Consider the following 18683-nt stretch of genomic DNA (forward strand, 5'->3'; position numbering starts at 1 on the left):
GAAAGGATCTCCACAGAAACATTGCTACAGGGACCACCAATCCCCCCGACGCCCCCGCACGTGCTCAGAACTACAGCCCGTGCACGAACACCCGGTCTTCCATCCCCATCTTGCGGGCCATGTCCGCGATCTGGGCCTGGTGGGTGAACATGATGATCTGGTTGCTCCCAGCCATGCCGGCGAACACGTCGAGGGTGGCCCTGGCCCGCTCTTCGTCGAAATTGATGAGGATGTCGTCGACGATGAAGGGCATGGCCTCCGCGCTTTGCAGGCGCAGCTGCAGGCTGGCCAGGCGCAGGGCCAGGTAGAGCTGGTCCCTGGTGCCGGAGCTCATGCCCTCGACCCGCACCAGAAATCCGTTTGAACGCACGCCCATGAGAACGGGCCTATCGCCGTCGTCGATATCCGCCCGCAGCGCGGCAAACGAGCCCAGGGTCAGGTCCTTGAACAGGCCGGAGGCGATGGCCAGCAGCGGGTCCTGGTGGGCGGCCCGGTAACGCTCGATCTCGGCGCGCAGCACCCGGGAGGCGAGCTTGAGCCGGATGAAGCTGTCCGTCAGGCGCGCGATGCGGGCCAGAACCTCCTGCATCTCCTCGGCGATGCGCGCGGCGGCGTCGTCGCCGTTCATGCGCGCCAGCTCGCTTTTTTCCTGGCCCACCCGCTCCGCCAAAGGCCCGGTCCGCGGCCTGACCTCCTCATCGAGCTCCGCGCGCAGGGCCGCGATCCTGCCCGGCAGGGCATCGGCGTCCTGCCCGGCGGCCAGCGCCTCCAGATCCTGCAAGGTGCCGCCCTCGGCCATGCCGGCCAAGGTCGATTCGACCTCGTGCAGATCACGGCGCACCTCGGCATACTCGGCAAAACGGCGCTCGGCCGCGTCCATGCACTCGTCGTCCGCGCAGTGCGACTGTAGACGCAGGGCGGCCATGCCTTCGTCCAGAAGCCGCAGCTCCTCGCGCAGGACGCGGACAGTCTCGTGCAGGGCGGCCTTTTCCTGGGCGTGCCGCATGGAGACGGCCTGGTCCCGAACGGCCTGGGCCAGAAGGCCCTTGAGCCGCGCCACGGCCAACGCCGCATCGAGCTCCTTTTCGTCCGGGGCGATCAGGGCGGCGAGCTCCCGCACGCTGTTCTCGAAGGCCCGCGCGTCGCGCTCGATGCCCTTGAGGCGCTTGCGCAGCACATCCTCTTCGTGGAGCTTGGCCAGGCACTCCTGCACCGTCTCCACATAATCGGCGGCCTCGTCCGGGGACGCGCCGTCAGGCAGGCCAAGAGAGCCCAGGGCCTCATCCCAGGCCTGCCGCCACTCGTCCAGATTCAGGCGGGCGGTCTGCACGTTCGCTTCGGCCTTGTCCCGGGCCGCCTCCAGCTCACGGACCGACCTGGCCAGGGCTTCGCGCCTGGAGTTGGCTTCGCGCAGGCTGTCGACCACGGCCTGGGCCCGGCGCACCACCACCTCAAGCCCGGTCCCCGGCAGGGGCGGCTGCTCCTGCGCCGCCGCCAGCTCCCGCATCAGCACGGCCCGCAATTCCTGTTGCCGCGCCTGCCCGGCCCGCACCTCGGCCTCGATTCTGCCCAGTTCCTCGACCTGCAGGCGCAGGGCCTCGAAATTGCCCAGCCAGGCCCGCATCTCGCGCGGGCCAAGGGGGATGATCGAGCTTGCGGCCCACTGCTTACGCCAACGCGCCAGAAGATCCTCGCGCGCCTGGCGCGAGATTTCCGACCTGCGGCACAGCTCGTCCAGATTCCGGCTCGCGGCCTCGATCCCGGCCAGAAGCTGGCCGTGCTTCTGCACCCGGTCCGCTTCGCGGTACATGCGGTCGGCGGTCTGGTCGGCCAGCTCCACGCTCTCTTCGTACGCCTCGGGCAGGGGCCGCTCCGGCGCATAGAGAAGGCTTTCGCGCGTCACGTCCTCCCCATCGAGCCAGCACCGGCGCAGCAGCGACCAGCCCTCTTCGCGGCGGGCGCGGCAGCCGGCCAGCTCGGTCTCCGACGGGACCACGGAAGCGTGCTCGATGGCGCGCAACTCCCGGTTCAGGTTGGCCAGCTCCTGGCTCAACCGCTCCTCTTCGACGGAATGCCGCCGCAGCTCCTCGTCCACCTGGTGCAGCGCCTGCTCGAATTCATTCACGGTCTCGGGCAACGGCAGGCGGACCCCCGCCACCCCGTCCAGGGTTCCGTCCCACAGCCCGAGGCGCTGCAGGGCGGCCTGACAGGCGCCCCGGGCCCGCAGCAGATCCGCGCGGCGGCGTTCCAGTTCGCCGTCCAGGTCACCGGCCTTGAGCACCAGATTGAGGGCCTGGATCAGGGCCCCGGCCTCGGCGGCCGGACCCGCGGCGGCCAGCTCGGCCTTTTTGCCCTCGAGCTCGCGCTGCACCTCGCGCAGTCGCTGTTCGGTTTGGCGGACCTCCTGCAGCACGGCCTCACGCCGCTGCCCAAGGGTCTGGACCGACTTGCGCCTGGCCAGCCCCGGGCGCAGGCTTTCGGCCTGCCCGACGTCGAGGTCCGGCCGGATGCGGCGCAGGAGCTGGGCCGCTTCGGTCTTGTAGGCCACGCGCATGCCTTCGAGGCCGGGGAAATCCTTCTGGCCCTTGCGGTACTCGCCCAGACGCTGATGCAGATCCTCGATGTCGTCGGCATGGTCGAGGACCGCCTGGTTCAGACCGGCGGCAACCTGCATGCCCTCAAGCTCGGCCAGCCGCTGCAGCGCGCCTTCCAGACGGACCTTGGCCAGTCGCCGCTCTTCATCCAGCTGCCGCCGTCTGGCGCCGAAATCATCGGGCAGGATTACAACCTCACCCATAACTTGAAGTTTTTCGAGCAGCAGATTCCGCCGGCCCAGAAACGGCAAGGCCCGTCCCAGGCGCTCCAGCCGGTGGATCTCGCGCTCCAGCTCAAGGCCCCGGCTGGTCAGGACGCGCAGCTCCTCCTCGGCCTGGGCCAGGGCCTGGCGGTGCCTGGTCCACTCCTGGCTGCCCAGGCTGGCCTGGCGCAGGCGCGACTGCAACTCCTTGTAATGCGCGACGGCCAGGTTGATCTCCCGGCTGGTGGCCTTTGGCCGGAACAGCCCGTCGGCCTCGCGCTCAAGACCGTCGATGACGGCCCGAAGGGACGCGAAGCCCGCTCCGGCCGAAAACAGGGCCTGCCCGATCTCGCCCTCCTGATCGAGGATGCTCTGCCCTCCCTGGACAAGGGTCTCGTGATTGATGCCGTACATGCTGGAAAAAAGGTCCTGCCCCAGCCCCTGCAAATACGGGGCGAGGGCCTCGGCGGGGAGGGGCTGGTCCTGCGCGTCGAAGAGGTCGTTCCTGTTCTTCTTGCGCCGGTAAAAACATAGCTCGTCGCCGTCGGCGCGCTGCAAGCAGCCGCCGACCAGCAGCTGGTCGTAGGCGTGCAGGAAATTGTCGCCGGTGCGGGGCGGGAACCCGTAAAAAAGGGCCTGCAGCGCGCGCATGGCGCTCGATTTGCCCGCCTCGTTGGGACCGTGGACAACGTGCAGCCCGGGCAGGGCCGAATCAAAATCCAGCACACGGTCGCTGAACGGGCCGTAGGCCTTGAATTCCAGACGCCTGATTTTCATGCGCCCTCCTGCAGCCGGGACAAGAGCAGATCCCTGACCTCGTCGCGCAGCATGGCCAGCCCCTCCCCGTCCGGGCCGAAGGGATCGGCGTCCCCCAGCAGCTCGGCGGGAAGCTTGGAGCGCAGGGCCTCGAACTCGGGCACCATTTCCGTCAGCGGGGATGCGTCGAGGCGCAGCTGCGCGATGGCCTGCACCAAGCCGCCGAGCGGGGAATCGGCATCCGGGGCGGCGTCGGAGGCCAGGGGTTTCGTGGCGATGCGCAGCTTTTCGAGCCACACATCGCCCAGGTCCGCGGCCATGATGCGGAAGTCATCGCGCAGGCGCTCCTCCATACGATGCAGCTCTTCATGCAGGGCGCTGCGCCCCTCGAGCACGACCCGCAGCGCCACGGGGCGGCCTTCGGCGTCGCGCCGCTCACGCTCCATGGCCTCGCGCACGCGGTCGGCCACGGCTTCGATACGCTCGCACGGCGCGAGGTCCACCCGGCAGAGCGCGAAACGCAAGACGTCGAGGCACCGGAATTCCGCGTCCGTGATCCGCCCGTCCTCGACGGTGACGATCCGGCAGCCCTTGGCCCCGGCTTCGCGGATGTGCCGGGCCTGGATGTTGCCGGAAAAGACCACCCACGGATGGGTCTGCACGACCTCACCCTGGTGCACATGCCCCAGCGCCCAATAATCGTAGCCCTTGGAGGCCAGGCCTTCCAGCGTGCACGGGGCGTAGGGCTCGTGCCCGGCGCGGCCGGTCAGGCTGGTGTGCAGCAGGCCGATGTTGCACAGGCCGGGCAGGGCCTGCGGATAGGCGCGGCTCAGATCCTCGGTCACGCTGCGCCCTGCGAAGCTCTGGCCGTGGATGGCCACGCCCAGCTCATCAAGCGTCCTTGTCTCCGGTTTCCTGTGGGAAAAGATGGTCACGTTGTCCGGCAGGCCGAGGGCGCGGGTCAGGGAGCTGGCCGCGTCATGGTTGCCGGAGACCAGGAAAACCCTGATGCCCGCCTCGCGCAGGCGGCCCATGCGGTGGGTGAAGTACAGACCGGTGTTGTAGTCCTTCCAGTCGCCGTCAAAAAGGTCCCCGGCCAGCAGGACAAAGGCCACGCCTTCGTCGATGGCGAGGCTGACCAGGTTGTCGAAGGCCCGCCGCGCGGCCCCGCGGATCTGCTCCACGGGGGCGTCGGGGTAGGATTCAAGGCCCCTCAGGGGGCTGTCGAGATGGATGTCGGCGGCATGAATGAAGCGGAACATGGGTCACCCTTGAAGAAGCTTGGAGGCAGGCCGCCTGTCAGAAGATGGGCATGTCCTGTCCGTTCACGGCCAGCTTGCCGCTGGCGAACATGGCCTGGGTCTTGATGATGCCGTCCTCGCGCACGATCAGGTTGCGCGCCAGCAGCGGCTCGATCTGTTCGGCGTAGCGCTGTTGCACCAAGGTATCGAGATCGCCTTCGATCTGTTCGTTTTCGAGAGCAATACGCAGCAGGCCCTTGAGCAGTTCCTCGTGCACGGCCATCTGCGCGGCGGCTTCAAGATGCTGCAGGAGCATGAGCGGATTCAGCGCGGCCTCGGCCCCCGGAGCCAGCAACTTGAGGGAAAAGGCGCCCGTGAAATCACCCATGGGCGTGGCCACCCGCAAATGCGGCATGTTCAGCTCCGGCGTTCCGGTCAGCACCTTGGCAAAGAAAGCGGCATAAAGTTCTCCGACCCGGTCAAAGAACATCTCGGACTCCGTGTCGGGCATGGTATGGTAGAGTTGCCTGAGTGCGGCCTGAAATTCGCTCAGGGCCGCCGCGTCGATGTTCCTGCCCGTCAGCTCGCAGGAGGCCGGGCCATAGGCCGTGCCGCCCACGTCAACGCTCTGAAGGTCGACAATCTGCGAGTAATGATACAGTGCGCCGTCGCAGCTGCTATTGGAGGATACACGCAGATCACGCACCGTGATCGCGTCCCCTTCCGCCGGAGTGATGTTCATGGCCGAAACGCCCACCGTGGCCTGACCTGCATAGACGAAAGGCAGGACCTCGATCATGTCGAAATCCGACGACAGGGCCTCAAGTTCCATGTTCCCGTCCGCAGTCTTCAGCGCCAGACCCGGCATGGCCAGCTCGCCGCGCAGGGCACGGGTCGTTGGGAGATATTCGCCCTTCAGGGCAAGGCCCCCCCAGGTGACATGCTCGCCGTCCATGTCCCTGTCGATGGCGGGGATGAGCACATCGCCCGAGACCTCGCCGCCGAAACCGACACGCACCTCGGAAGTGGTTTGCGCCAGCTCGGGAAGCCGGGTGAAAAGGGTCTGTCCCACCCCTTCGGCAGTCAGGGGTTCGACAGTGCTCGTGATCCTCATGATCCCCGGCTTGCTGAAAAAGTTTCCGCCCTCGCCCGTCAGGGGTCCATGATGCAGGACATGACCGACGACAAAACGCAGGATTTCATCGTCGTTCGAATCGGTCAGGGTTCCGGGAACCCGAAGTTCAACCAGGGTCTGAGCCGTGGAAGTGAAGAAGCCGCGCTCGTAACGCTGATTTGAGAGCGAGAGAAATCCATACCGCTCGTATTCTTTAACTGCTGAAAAATACTGCTCCCGGGCCTGTCCCCCAAGCATGTATGCGGCTCCCGCATAGGCGCCAACGGCCAGAAATATCAAAAACGACAAGAACTTCTTCACACAACCTCCAGGCGTGCTCCGCCGGATAATGTCACCATTCAACGCCACAGCCAATCTGCTGGCATATCATGCTCAAGAAAACAACACATATCAAACACTTCACACCGCACTAAAATCATCCTGCCGTTGTGCGGACGCAAAAAAATGACCCCCCTGGAAACGGCTTCCAGGGGGGTACAAGGAGGGGGAGGGACTTTTTTGTCTACTTCAGGACGCTCAAAGTGGCCTTGGCTATGGCCAGTTCCTCGTTAGTGGGGATAACGAGGATGGCGACCTTGCTTCCGTCAGCCTGCACTGCCGTCGCGACTTTCTTGCGACCGGCGTTGCGGGTGGAATCTATACTGATGCCGAGATGTTCGAGATTCGCGCAGACGCGGGCACGGACGATTTCGTCATTCTCGCCGATGCCGGCGGTGAAGACCAGGGCGTCCAGGGGACCGGTCACGGCGTAATAGGCGCCGATGTATTTCTTGATGCGGTAGACGAACATGTCCACAGCCAGGGCGGCTTTCTTGTCGCCCTTTTCGGCTGCGGAATGGATGTCGCGCATGTCGTTCATGCCGCAGATGCCCTTGAGGCCGCTCTGCTTGTTCAAAATGGAGTCAACCTCATCCATGGAGAGGCCCTTTTCCTTCATGAGAAAAGGCAGGATGGCGGGATCGATGTCGCCGCTGCGGGTGCCCATCATCACGCCCGCCAGAGGGGTGAGGCCCATGGAGGTGTCGATGCACTTGCCGCCGCGCACGGCCGCCATGCTGCAGCCGTTGCCCAGATGCAGGGTGACCAGGTTCACTTCGTCCTCGGCCTTGCCGAGCATGGCCGCCGCCTGCTGCGCGACATAGCGGTGCGAGGTGCCGTGGAATCCGTAACGGCGGATCTTGAGCTCTTCGTACAGTTCGTAGGGGATCGGGTACATGAACGCTTCGGCGGGCATGGTCTGATGGAATTCCGTGTCGAACACGGCCACCTGCGGCACACCGGCGAAAAGCTCGCGGGCAACCTCGATGCCGACCAGGTTGGCCGGGTTGTGCAGGGGCGAAAGATGGCAGTTCTCACGGATCTTCTCGACCACGTCGTCATCGATGAGCGTGCTCTTGAACAGGGTCTCGCCGCCCTGAACGACACGGTGCCCGATGGCGTTGATTTCGGCGGAGGAGGCGATGACGCCGGTGTCCGCGCCCGTGACCAGATCGACCACGGTGTGCATGGCCGCGCGATGGTCGGGGAAGGCCACTTCGCGCTCGACCTCGGCCTCGCGCTCGGTGCCCGGCCAGGACTTCTGGCTGACCTTGCCCATGGCGTCGCCGATGCGCTCGACCAGGCCGGTGGTCATGACCGCGCCGTTATCCATGTCCAGGAGCTGGTATTTGAGGGAGGAACTCCCTGAATTGACTACAAATATCTTCATAATATCCTCTCTATATTAAACCTTTTTCGGCCTGGGCCTGAATGGCCGTGATGGCTACGGTGTTGACGATATCGGCGACGGTGCAACCGCGGCTCAGGTCATTGACGGGTTTGTTGAGGCCCTGCAGGACCGGCCCGATGGCCACGGCGTTGGCGGCGCGCTGCACTGCCTTGTAGGTGTTGTTGCCGGTGTTCAGATCCGGGAAGATGAAAACCGTGGCCCGGCCGGCGACCTGGCTGCCCGGCAGCTTCTTGGCGCCGACTTCCGGATCGATGGCCGCGTCATACTGGAGCGGACCTTCAAGGAGCAGGCCCGGAGCCTTTTCGCGGGCGATGCGGGTGGCCTCGATGACCACGTCCACGTCTCCGCCCGCACCGGAATCACCGGTGGAATAGGACAGCATGGCGACGCGCGGCTCAACTCCGAAAATGCGGGCCGTCTCGGCGGAGTTCATGGCGATCTCGGCCAGCTGCGGCGCAGTGGGATTGGGGTTCACGGCGCAGTCGCCGAAAACCAGCACGCGGTCTTTGAGGCACATCAGGAACACGCTCGACACGATGGACGCGCCGGGCTTGGTCTTGATGATCTGAAATGCGGGACGGATGGTATGGGCCGTGGTGTTGATGGCGCCGGAAACCATACCGTCGGCCTGGCCCTTGAAGACCATCATGGTGCCGTAATAGGTCGGGTCCACCATGCAGTCGCAGGCCACTTCCTTGGAAACGCCCTTCTTCTTGCGCAGTTCCATGAAGGTGGAGACGTAATCGGCATATTCGGGGGACGCGGCCGGATCGATGATGTTCACGCCGGTCAGGCTGAGTCCGAGCTGGGAAGTCATGGATGCGATGGCCTTGGGGTCGCCGAGGATGGTCAGATCGACCACGCCGCGTCGCAGCAGGATGTCGGCGGCACGCAGGATGCGGTCATCGCCGCCTTCGGGCAGGACGATATGCTGCTTGTTGCGCTTGGCCTTTTCGATGAGGCCGTACTCGAACATCTGCGGAGTGACCTTGGTCGATTTCCGGGTATCGAGGCGCTGGCGAAGTTCGTCAGTGGCCACGTTCTCCTCGAACACGCCAAGGGCGGAGGCGATCTTCTTCTGATCGCCCGGCTCGATCTTGCCGTACATGTTGTACAGGCGGCGCGCGGTCTGGAAGGTGGCTTCCTTGCCGAGCAATACGGGTACGGGCACGCCGGTCCAGCCGTCGATGAGCCGGGCCACGCTCTTGCCGGGGGCGATGCCGCCGGTGAGCAGGATTCCGGAGATGTCGGGATAGGATGACGACTGCCGGGATGCCAGGCTGCTGACGATGATGTCCGAGCGGTCGCCAGGGGTGACCACCAGGCTGCCGCGCTCAATGTAATTGAGAAAATTTTCGATCTGCATGGCGGCCACGACGATGTCGTCGACCTGTGTGCCAAGATTTTCCTTGCCGTAAAGCACTTCCGCTCCGACCCACTTCATGACGTCGCCCACCGTGGGCTTGCCCAGAATGGCCACCTCGGGGATGATGTAGAGCAGCATGTCGGGCTTGTTCATGGACTTCTTGAGCGCGATGCGCAGGGCTTCGCGATCCGGGACGTCGGTGCGGTTTATGACCACGCCGAGAATGTCCACGGCCTTGTCGGCAAAGGATTCCACCGCAAGCTTGGTGGTGCTTATGATCTCGTGCTCGGTCTTCTGGCAGGCGTTGGAGATGACCAGAAGCGGGCTGCCCAGGTTGGCGGCGATGTCGGCGTTGATGTCGAACTCGAACGCGGGGCTGGTGCCTTCGAAATCAGTGCCTTCAAGCAGCACGAAATCGCACTTGCTCTCCAGCTCTTTGTATTTGTTGATGATCTTTTCAATCAAGAGAGAATGCTGACCCGCGTTGACCAGTTCCTTGGCCTGCTGCATGGTCAGGGCGTAGGTCTCGCTGTACTGCAGGCCCAGGTAGAACTGGGACAGTACGAGGTCGATGTCGTGGTCCTTGCGGTCAGGCACATCGTTGATGATGGGTCTGAAAAAACCGACACGCCGAATGTCGCGCAGGAGCATTTGCATGACGCCCAGAACGATGGCTGATTTTCCGCTTCGAGATTCCGTTGCCGTAATGTATAGATTTCTGGCCATAGTGCTTCCCTTGAAAGCCGGTTTCTTCTCGGGCGCGCACCGTGAGTGATTAGCGGCGACCCGTCAAATTGGTTGGTTACACAATCCGGTTGTTTGTGAAAAAAAGAGAACGATTAGTCAATGCCTTTTTTTCGACGGAATTTCAACCAACTGCATTATTAATCGAAAAGGCGCCGACACCGGGGTCAAAACCCCATGCGCCGACGCCGTGTCTCATTAAAGCGTTTCCGCGTAGATTTCCATGACGTGTTTGACTGCGATCTGATCCTTGTGCTGGGAAAGCATGTCGGAAATCTGCAGCATGCACGCCGGGCAACCGGTTGCGACTACCTGGGCTCCGGAAGCGACAATGTTGTCGCGCTTCTGGGCACCAATGTCCTTGGAGACCTTGTAGTGCTGAAGGTTGAAGCTGCCGCCGCAACCGCAGCAACGATCGGCATCGGACATCTCGACAAATTCCATGTTCGGATTGGACTTCAGAAGAGCTCGGGGCTGTTCAGAAACCTTCATGGATTTTTTAAGATGACACGGATCATGGTATGTGACCTTGGTCCCATGGCCTTCGACGGGCATGGACACCTTCAGCACGTCAACCATGAACTGGTTGACGTCCATGACCTTGGCGGACATGGCCGCGATGCGGTCCTGCATGCTCTGGGTCTTGTCCCCGGACATGAGCGGCCACAGTTCGTGCATGGTCGCCGTGCAGGTGGCGCAGGCAGTGAGTAGATAATCGAAGTTCTCTTTTTCGAAAATCTCCAGATTACGTTTCACAAGCTTGTCGAAAGACCCCTTGTCGCCCGAAGCCAGCGCCGGGATGCCGCAACACGCCTGGCCTGACGGCATGAAGATGCCCACTTCGTGATGGGTCAAGGCCTTGAGTACAGCCTGGCCGACCTGCGGGAATATCTTGTCGATGACGCAGCCGGGGAAAAAGGCCACCCGATATCCGCTCTTGCCGGGCCGGGTGTTGCGGGACGGTTCCAGCTTGCGCAGCGACTTCTTGGCCAGAGGCATGAAATGCCGGCCTTCGATGACCGCCAGATCAATGCGGGAACAGGACGAACCGATGACTTCGTTCGCGGACTTGGTGAACACGCCCTGGAACTTGGAAGCCACGTCCATGACGGAATTGAATACGCCAGGCTTGGTCAGAAGGCCCTGGAAGATGGCCTTCTTGACGGCGGGCAAACCCATGTATGTGTTCACGATGACGCGGGCTTTCAGGAAAATGTCCAGCACCTTCACGCCGCTGGGACAGTTGGCCGCGCACGAGCCGCACAGCAGGCACATGTTGAGCTTGTCCTGAACGCCTACGGGATCCTTGATCATTTCATGGGACAGGTTTTCCAGGAGCGCGATCTTGCCCCGGGCCACGTCGCCCTCATTCATGGTTTCGGCAAAAACCGGGCAAACAGCCTGGCACATGCCGCACTTCATGCACGCGACCATCTGGTCGTCGAGTTCATGCAGCATTTTGGCCAGTTGATGAACGTCTGCAGTCATGACTAGCCTCCGATTATTTTGCCGGGATTGAGCAGGTAATTGGGATCAACTGCTTTCTTGAGCCTGCGCGAGTAAATGATGGTCGCCTTGGAAGTTTCCTTCTCCAGCCACTTGGACTTGGCCGTACCGATGCCGTGCTCGCCGGACAGGGTACCGCCCAGGGACAGGGCCACATCGAAGATCTCGTCCACGGCCTGCTCCACGCGATGGAATTCTTCCTTGTCGCGTCTGTCGGTCAGGATGGTCGGATGCAAATTGCCGTCACCGGCATGGCCGAAGGTGCCGATCTGCAGCTTGTACTTGGCGCCGATGTTGTTGATGGCCGTGATCATGGCCGGAATCTGGCTGCGCGGCACGGTGGCGTCTTCGAGGACGGTGGTCGGACGGGCGCGGGCCAGGGCAGGCAACGCGTTGCGGCGGGCTTCCCAAAGCTTGTTCTTCTCGGCGGCGTCCTTGGCCATCTGTACGCGTTTGGCGCCGTGCTTCTTGCAGATATCCAGAACCTTTTCGGCGTCGTCCTCGACCAGGGCAATGTGGCCGCCGTCGACTTCGATCAGCAGAATGGCTGCGGCGTCCCGCGGCAGACCGGCCTTGGTGAAATCCTCGACGTAGTTGATGGTCGCGTTGTCGAGCAGTTCCAGGGTGCAGGGAACGATCTTGTTGGCGATGATGGCCGCGACCGTCTCGGAAGCCTTGGCGATGTCGTCGAATTCGGCGAGCATGGCCTTGGAGGCGACTGGCGGCGGAACGAGCTTCAGGATGATCTCGTCGAAGACGCCAAGGGTCCCTTCGGAACCGACCATGAGCTGGGCGATATTGAGGCCCGTGACGCATTTGACGGTCTTGCCGCCGGACTTGATGTATTCGCCTTCGGCGTTCCAGAAATTGACGCCCATGACGTAGTCTTTGGTCACGCCGTATTTCAGGCCGCGCAGGCCGCCCGCGTTCTCGGCGACGTTGCCGCCCAGGGTGGACACGGCCTGGGAGCCCGGATCGGGCGGATAGAACAGGCCGCGCTTGGCCACTTCGGCCGCGAACTTGGCGGTGACTGCGCCGGGCTGGACCACGGCGTAGAGATCCTGTTCGTTGATTTCCAAAATTTTGTTGAGACCGTTGGTCAGGATGACGACGCCATGTTCCTTGGTGGGAATGGTGCCGCCGCTCAGATTGGTACCGGCGCCGCGAACGGTCATGGGCAGCTTGTTTTCGTTGCACAAGGCCACGGTTCTGCCCAGCTGCTCGCTGTTTGTCGGACGCAGGACCAGCTCGGGGATGACCGCGTCGAGAACTGCGGCATCATATGAATAGGAGTGCCGGTCGGACTCGCTATCGAGGACATTATCTTTGCCCAGCAGGGTCTTGAACTCAGTGAGCAGACTCGTCGAAATCATTATTCTCTCCTTGCGTGAGATTCTTATGGATTCTCATGAAATGCGGTCCCGAAAGCCTTGCGCGAACCTTCGGGACCGCCTGGTAACTTAGAACAGATGCGGCAGGAAGACGAAGCTCATGAGACTGGCCACGATGCCTACGACAATGCCGTAGATCAGGAAGGGCCAGAATGTGCGCTTCAGGATCATGCCTTCACGGCCGATGAGGCCGGTCACGGCGCAGACAGCCACGATGTTGTGGATGCAGACCATGTTGCCCATGGCGCCACCGACGACCTGAGCGGCGACGATGATCTGACGGGGCAGTTCAAGCTGCTGGGCCACGCCCCACTGGAATTCGGCGAACAGAAGGTCGGAGACCGTGTTCGATCCAGTGATGAACGCACCCAGGCCGCCGACATAGGAGGCCAGCATCGGCCATGCGTTGCCCGCGAAAGCGGCAACGGTCTTGGCCATGGCCAGGGGCATGGAGGGGTAGCTGTTGGGGTTCAGGGCGATATCGGCAACGCCGGAACCGCGGAAGATGGAAACCAGGGCCACTGCGGCGAAGAGCGCGATGGTCGGGGCCTTCATCTTGACGAAGGACTCGGTCCAGGCCTGCTTGACGGCAGAACCCTTCATGCCGTGGATCAGGATGGTCAGCAGCGCGACCAGCATGAAAGGAATGGTACCGGGCAGGTACAGGTACTGGATGGAGGCGGAAACGCCCTCATAGCCAAGGATGTTCTTGAAGGGAATGGACTGGGCGGCCAGGATGCCCTTCAGGCCCAGTTCGGGGATACGGGTAACGACCAGGATGGCGCCGATCAGGATGTAGGGCAGCCATGCCTTGAACTGGCTCATGTGAGCCTTGAACTCGGTGTTGGTGGCCGTGGCGATGGTACCGGTCCATTCAGCGTCCCAAGTGGACTGCGGGCCGAAATCCCAGCTTTCCTTGGGCACGCAGAATCCGGCCTTGGCGCCGGCCACGATGATGCCGAGGCCGACAAGACCACCGATCAGGGACGGGAATTCAGGACCGACCAGCCATGCGAAGGTCAGGTAGGGAACAATGAAAGCCACGGCGGCGAAAACACAGAACTGCCATGCGGCGAAGCCTTCGCTCCAGGACTTGTTCTTGCCGAAGAAGCGGGTCAGGAAGCCGAGCATGAAGATGGGCAGGATGAAGATCATCGGGCCATGCATGACGGTCGCCCACTGGCCGATGACCTTGGCGAAGGAACCGAAATCTACGAAGTTCAGCCCGGGTACGCCGGAAGCGACTGCTGCCTTGGCCAGCGGGTCCAGGAACTTGAGGCCGACGAGAATGGGTGTTCCGACCGCGCCGAAAGATACGGGGAAGGAGTTGAAGACCAGACAGATGACCGCTGCGGCCAGGGGCGGGAAGCCCAGGGACAGGAGCAGCGGTGCGGCCAGTGCGGCGGGCGTGCCGAATCCGGCCGCGCCTTCGATGAATGCCGCGAACATGAAGCCGATGATGATGGCCTGGATACGCTTGTCACGGCTGATGCCCTGCATTCCGTACTGAATGGTTTCCATTCCTCCTGAATATTTCAGGGTGTACAGGATGATGATCGCGCCGAAGACGATGATCAAGACGCCGATGGCGACCACGATACCCTGAAGCGACAGGGCCGCGACATAACCGACGGGCAGATTCCATGCGAGAATTGCGCCGAGGGCACACACAAGCCATGCAAGAGGCATGGCTTTGGTAGAAGGCCAGCGCATGCCGACCATCAGTACAAGAGCCACCAAAATAGGCAACAGAGCCACCATTGCCAAGACAGGAATTGACATATCTCCCTCCAATAAAACTGATGAATGGACCGCCGGTCCGAAAGGGACCCCACCCTCTCGGACCGGCAGCTTGCCTTTACCTATTTGCCGGCGCGGCCGTCATCGCAGGGCTCGCCAGGCTTGTTGGCCCCCGCATGCTCCGCCGTCGCCGTCAATGTACAACCCTCGCCCGCTGCAGGAGCGGCGACGGGAGCGGAAGCCGCCTTAACCGTCGTGGGCACCTGCTTGGCAAGATACTCGTACATTTCAAAACGCTGCAGATAATCCTGCTCGATCTGGGTCCGCAGTCTCTTGGAGTCTTCGGGCGCGATCTTTTCGAGCAGGGCGTATCTGTTTTCGCTGGCCAGGAATTCCTGGATGCTTCCGTCCGGAGCCTTGGAGTCCAGGATGAACGGATTCTTGCCTTCATCCGCGAGCAGAGGATTGTAGCGGTACAGCGGCCAGTAGCCGGACTGTACTGCCAGCTTCGATTCGAGCTGGGTCTTGCCCATGCCCTTGCGAAGTCCCTGGTTGATGCACGGAGCGTAGGCGATGATCAGGGACGGTCCGGGATAGGCTTCCGCCTCGCGCAGGGCCTTCAGAAGCTGCTGCTTGTCGTAGCCCATGGAAACCGTGGCTACATAGACATAGCCGTAGCTCATGACCATGCGTCCAAGATCCTTCTTCCCTGTCCGCTTTCCTGCGGCAGCGAATTTGGCGATGGAACCAAGCGGAGTCGCCTTGGAGGACTGTCCGCCAGTGTTGGAGTACACTTCCGTGTCCATCACCAGAACGTTGATGTCTTCGCCAGAGGCCAGAACATGGTCCAGCCCGCCATAGCCGATATCGTAGGCCCATCCGTCACCGCCGAAGATCCAGAAGGAGTTCTTGGCGAACAGCTCTTCGCGCTCATAGATGGCGTCGAGCAGTTCGTCGCGGTTCATGAAGGCCAGGATGTCACGAATGTTGTCGCCGTATTCCTTGCATTTTTCGGCGTTGGCGCGATTTTCGAGCCAACCCTTGAAGGCCTCGGCCAGATCTTCAGGCAGTTCGCCTTCCAGGGCCTTGGCGACCAGGTCGGCCAGCTTGGCCTGACGCTGGGCATAAGCCATCTGGATGCCGTAGCCGAATTCGGCCGCATCCTCGAACAGGGAGTTGCCCCAGGCAGGACCATGACCGTCGGCGTTGACCGTGTACGGAGTGGTCGGAGCCGAAGCGCCCCAGATGGAGGAGCAGCCCGTGGCGTTGGCGATGATCATGCGCTCGCCGAAGAGCTGGGTCATGACTTTTACATACGGAGTCTCGCCGCAACCGGCGCAGGCGCCGGAGAATTCCATCAGCGGCTTCTGGAACTGACTGCCCTTGACGGTGTCGCGGCGGGTCAGGTTGTCCTTGAAAGGAACGGTGACCGAGAAGTCGTAGTTGGGCACTTCGCGTCCGGTCTGGGTCTCCAGGGGCTTCATGACCAAGGCGGTGTTCTTGGCCGGACAGATGTCGGCGCAGTTACCGCAACCCATGCAGTCCAGAGTGTTGACCTGCATGCGGAACTTCATGCCCTTGAATTCCTTGCCCATGGCGTCGAGGGTCTCAAAGGTCTCGGGAGCGTCGGCCATCTCTTCTTCGGTCAGCAGCACGGGGATGATGGCCGCGTGCGGGCAGACAAAGGAGCACTGGTTGCACTGGATGCAGTTGGCCGCGATCCATTCGGGCACGTTGATGGCCACGCCGCGCTTTTCGAACTGGGAAGTGGCCACGGGGAACAGTCCGTCGGGCTCGAAGGCGGAGACAGGCAGGCTGTCGCCCTTCTGGGCCAGGATGGGACGCATGACGTTCTTGACGAAATCAGGAACATCCTGCTCGGAGGCGCAGTCGCAAGCCGCGTCGGCCCAGGCGGCCGGGACCTTGATCTCGATCAGGTTGGCGGAAGCCTGATCAACGGCCGCGATGTTCATATTGACGATCTTGTCGCCCTTCTTGCCATAGGCCTTCTTGATGGCCTTCTTCAGGAGCGCGACGGCTTCTTCGAAGGGCATGACGTTGGCGAGCTTGAAGAAAGCGGTCTGCATGACCATGTTGATGCGGTTGCCAAGGCCAGCTTCGGCTGCGATCTTGACCGCGTCGATATTGTAGAACTTGAGGTTCTTCTTAGCGATGGTGCGGCGCATGGAAGCGGGCAGTTCCTTCTCCATGTCCTCGGCGGTCCAATTGGAGTTCAGGACGAAGGTGCCGCCGTCCTTGATGCCGTCGAGCACGTCGTAGGTGTGCACGTAGCTGGCCTTGTGGCAGGCGATGTAATCGGCCGCGTTGACCAGATAAGTGGACTGGATGGGCTCCTTGCCGAAGCGCAGGTGGGAAACGGTGATGCCGCCGGACTTCTTGGAGTCGTAGGCAAAGTAACCCTGTGCGTACATGTCGGTGTTGTCGCCGATGATCTTGATGGCTTCCTTGTTGGCGCCGACAGTTCCGTCGGAGCCCAGGCCCCAGAACTTGCACTGCACGGTGCCGGCCGGGGTGGTGTCGGCGAAGGCCGGCACGTCGAGGGAGGTGTGGGTCACATCGTCTTCGATGCCGACGTTGAAGTGATGCTTGGGCTGAGCGACCATCATGTTGTCATACACGGCCTTGACCATGGCCGGGGTGAACTCCTTGGAGCCCAGGCCATAACGGCCGGCGACGATCTCGGGCATCTCCCCGCGTTCCATGTAGGCAGTGCAGATATCCTTATACAGCGGATCGCCCTTGGCGCCGGGCTCCTTGGTGCGGTCGAGCACGGTGATGACGGAAGCCGTGGCAGGCAGAACCTGCAGGAAGTACTCAGGCAGGAACGGACGATACAGGCGGACCTTGACCAAGCCGACCTTCTCGCCCTTGGCCAGGAGGTGGCGCACCACTTCCTCGATGGTTTCACAGGAAGAACCCATGGCCACGATGACGCGCTCGGCCTGAGGATGACCGACGTAGTCGAAAGGCTTGTAGGAACGACCGGTGATGGACGTGACCTTCTTCATCTGCTCCACCACGATGGAAGAGAGTTGATCGTAGTAGACATTGGAAGCTTCGCGGCCCTGATAATAAATGTCGGGATTCTGGGCGGTGCCGCGAATGGACGGATTGGCCGGGCTCATGGCGCGTTCACGGAATTCGGCGATGGCCTCGTGATTGACGACCTTCTTGATGTCTTCGTAGTCGATGACTTCGATCTTCTGAATTTCGTGGGAAGAGCGGAAGCCGTCGAAGAAGTGCAGGAAGGGGATGCTCGATTCAATGGAGGACAGATGCGCGACTAGGGCCAGATCCATGCATTCCTGCACGGAACTGGAAGCCAGCATGGCGAAGCCGGTCTGGCGACAGGCCATGACGTCCTGATGATCGCCGAAGATGGACAGGGCATGCGCGGCAACGGCGCGTGCGCTGACATGGAAGACGCCGGGAAGCAATTCACCGGAAATCTTGTACATGTTCGGGATCATGAGCAAAAGGCCCTGGGAACAGGTAAAGGTGGAGGTCAGCGCGCCACCGGCCAGGGAACCGTGCACAGCACCGGCAGCGCCAGCTTCGGACTGCATCTGGCGAACCATGACCTTCTGATCAAATATATTGAGGCGCCCTTGCGCGGCCCACTCATCAGCGATCTCGCCCATGGTGGAGGAAGGGGTGATCGGATAAATTGCCGCCGTATCGCTCATCGCATAGGCGATATGAGTGACTGCGGTATTTCCATCCATGGTTTTCATATTTTTTGCCATGTATCTTCTCCTAAAAGCCAAGTTGTTGTTTTCAAGCGATATCGCAACTTTTCTCGTGCTTCCGTTCGCTTTAAACAAGTTTTGTGCCACATAACCAAAACCACCTAACCAACTGAAATAAAAAAAACTTATGAGACAGTGATCGTATTTGTCATAGCCCCCCTTCCGGTTTGTCTGAAAAAAAAGACAATAAATATTTTTCCCTGGAAATAGCACGTTAGTTCGGGAATGCAAACATACAACTTCAATCCGGTTAACGCGCTTAATTGGCTGGTTAATGGTCAAAAAAGGGATTTTGGGCAGGTGTCCGTTTTTTCGGACAAACCTTTCGACAAAATCCCCTAATCAGTTCCGACAAAGGAAAATTGACGCTCAATCCCAAAAATTCCCACACCTGCCGGGCCCCCTCGGACGAACCGTTACCAGGATCGGGGCCATGCCGCTGTCCGATTTTCCGGACTCGAATTGATCCCGCCAGTGTAATACAATTTGGTTGACTAAACAACCATTT

General features: G+C 61.6%; 9 protein-coding genes. All 9 read right to left on the reverse strand.

The features are described from left to right. Positions 1-70 precede the first annotated feature (70 nt). Positions 71-3574, reverse strand: a complete 3504-nt coding sequence (locus tag H4684_RS20955) for an ATP-binding protein (protein ID WP_192623255.1) — start codon at positions 3572-3574, stop codon at positions 71-73. Beyond that, positions 3571-4815: a metallophosphoesterase family protein gene (locus tag H4684_RS06840; RefSeq protein ID WP_192623256.1), complete on the reverse strand. Its 1245-nt coding sequence runs from the start codon at positions 4813-4815 to the stop codon at positions 3571-3573. The genes H4684_RS20955 and H4684_RS06840 overlap by 4 nt, the downstream gene beginning before the upstream one ends. Before the next feature lie 37 nt (positions 4816-4852). Next, a complete protein-coding gene (locus H4684_RS06845) occupies positions 4853-6229 on the reverse strand; it encodes a YdgA family protein (RefSeq protein WP_161949205.1) in 1377 nt (458 codons plus the stop codon). A gap of 202 nt (positions 6230-6431) precedes the next feature. Then, a complete protein-coding gene (locus H4684_RS06850) occupies positions 6432-7637 on the reverse strand; it encodes an acetate kinase (RefSeq protein ID WP_092193855.1) in 1206 nt (401 codons plus the stop codon). 10 nt (positions 7638-7647) lie between these two features. Continuing rightward, positions 7648-9750 (reverse strand): phosphate acetyltransferase, encoded by a 2103-nt coding sequence (gene pta, locus H4684_RS06855; protein WP_092193856.1) that lies wholly within the window; start codon positions 9748-9750, stop codon positions 7648-7650. A 216-nt stretch (positions 9751-9966) separates the two neighbouring features. Beyond that, a complete protein-coding gene (locus tag H4684_RS06860; protein WP_092193857.1) occupies positions 9967-11256 on the reverse strand; it encodes a (Fe-S)-binding protein in 1290 nt (429 codons plus the stop codon). Between the two features lie 2 nt (positions 11257-11258). Then, complete coding sequence (locus H4684_RS06865) at positions 11259-12647, reverse strand: FAD-binding oxidoreductase (RefSeq protein ID WP_092193858.1); 1389 nt, start codon at positions 12645-12647, stop codon at positions 11259-11261. A gap of 87 nt (positions 12648-12734) precedes the next feature. Continuing rightward, positions 12735-14447, reverse strand: coding sequence for an L-lactate permease (locus H4684_RS06870; RefSeq protein WP_092193859.1), 1713 nt, complete (start codon positions 14445-14447; stop codon positions 12735-12737). Between the two features lie 80 nt (positions 14448-14527). Beyond that, on the reverse strand, positions 14528-18172 hold the full coding sequence (nifJ, locus tag H4684_RS06875) for a pyruvate:ferredoxin (flavodoxin) oxidoreductase (RefSeq protein ID WP_092193860.1): 3645 nt from the start codon (positions 18170-18172) through the stop codon (positions 14528-14530). Between the last annotated feature and the right edge of the window lie 511 nt (positions 18173-18683).

It is taken from the genome of Desulfomicrobium macestii (assembly GCF_014873765.1).
In the GTDB taxonomy this organism is placed as follows: Bacteria; Desulfobacterota; Desulfovibrionia; order Desulfovibrionales; family Desulfomicrobiaceae; genus Desulfomicrobium; species Desulfomicrobium macestii.

Coding starts and splice junctions, on each gene's coding strand:
- H4684_RS20955 (WP_192623255.1), bottom strand. CDS start 3,574: ATGAAAATCAGGCGTCTGGAATTCAAGGCCTACGGCCCGTTCAGCGAC.
- H4684_RS06840 (WP_192623256.1), bottom strand. CDS start 4,815: ATGTTCCGCTTCATTCATGCCGCCGACATCCATCTCGACAGCCCCCTG.
- H4684_RS06850 (WP_092193855.1), bottom strand. CDS start 7,637: ATGAAGATATTTGTAGTCAATTCAGGGAGTTCCTCCCTCAAATACCAG.
- pta (WP_092193856.1), bottom strand. CDS start 9,750: ATGGCCAGAAATCTATACATTACGGCAACGGAATCTCGAAGCGGAAAA.
- H4684_RS06860 (WP_092193857.1), bottom strand. CDS start 11,256: ATGACTGCAGACGTTCATCAACTGGCCAAAATGCTGCATGAACTCGAC.
- H4684_RS06865 (WP_092193858.1), bottom strand. CDS start 12,647: ATGATTTCGACGAGTCTGCTCACTGAGTTCAAGACCCTGCTGGGCAAA.
- H4684_RS06870 (WP_092193859.1), bottom strand. CDS start 14,447: ATGTCAATTCCTGTCTTGGCAATGGTGGCTCTGTTGCCTATTTTGGTG.
- nifJ (WP_092193860.1), bottom strand. CDS start 18,172: ATGGCAAAAAATATGAAAACCATGGATGGAAATACCGCAGTCACTCAT.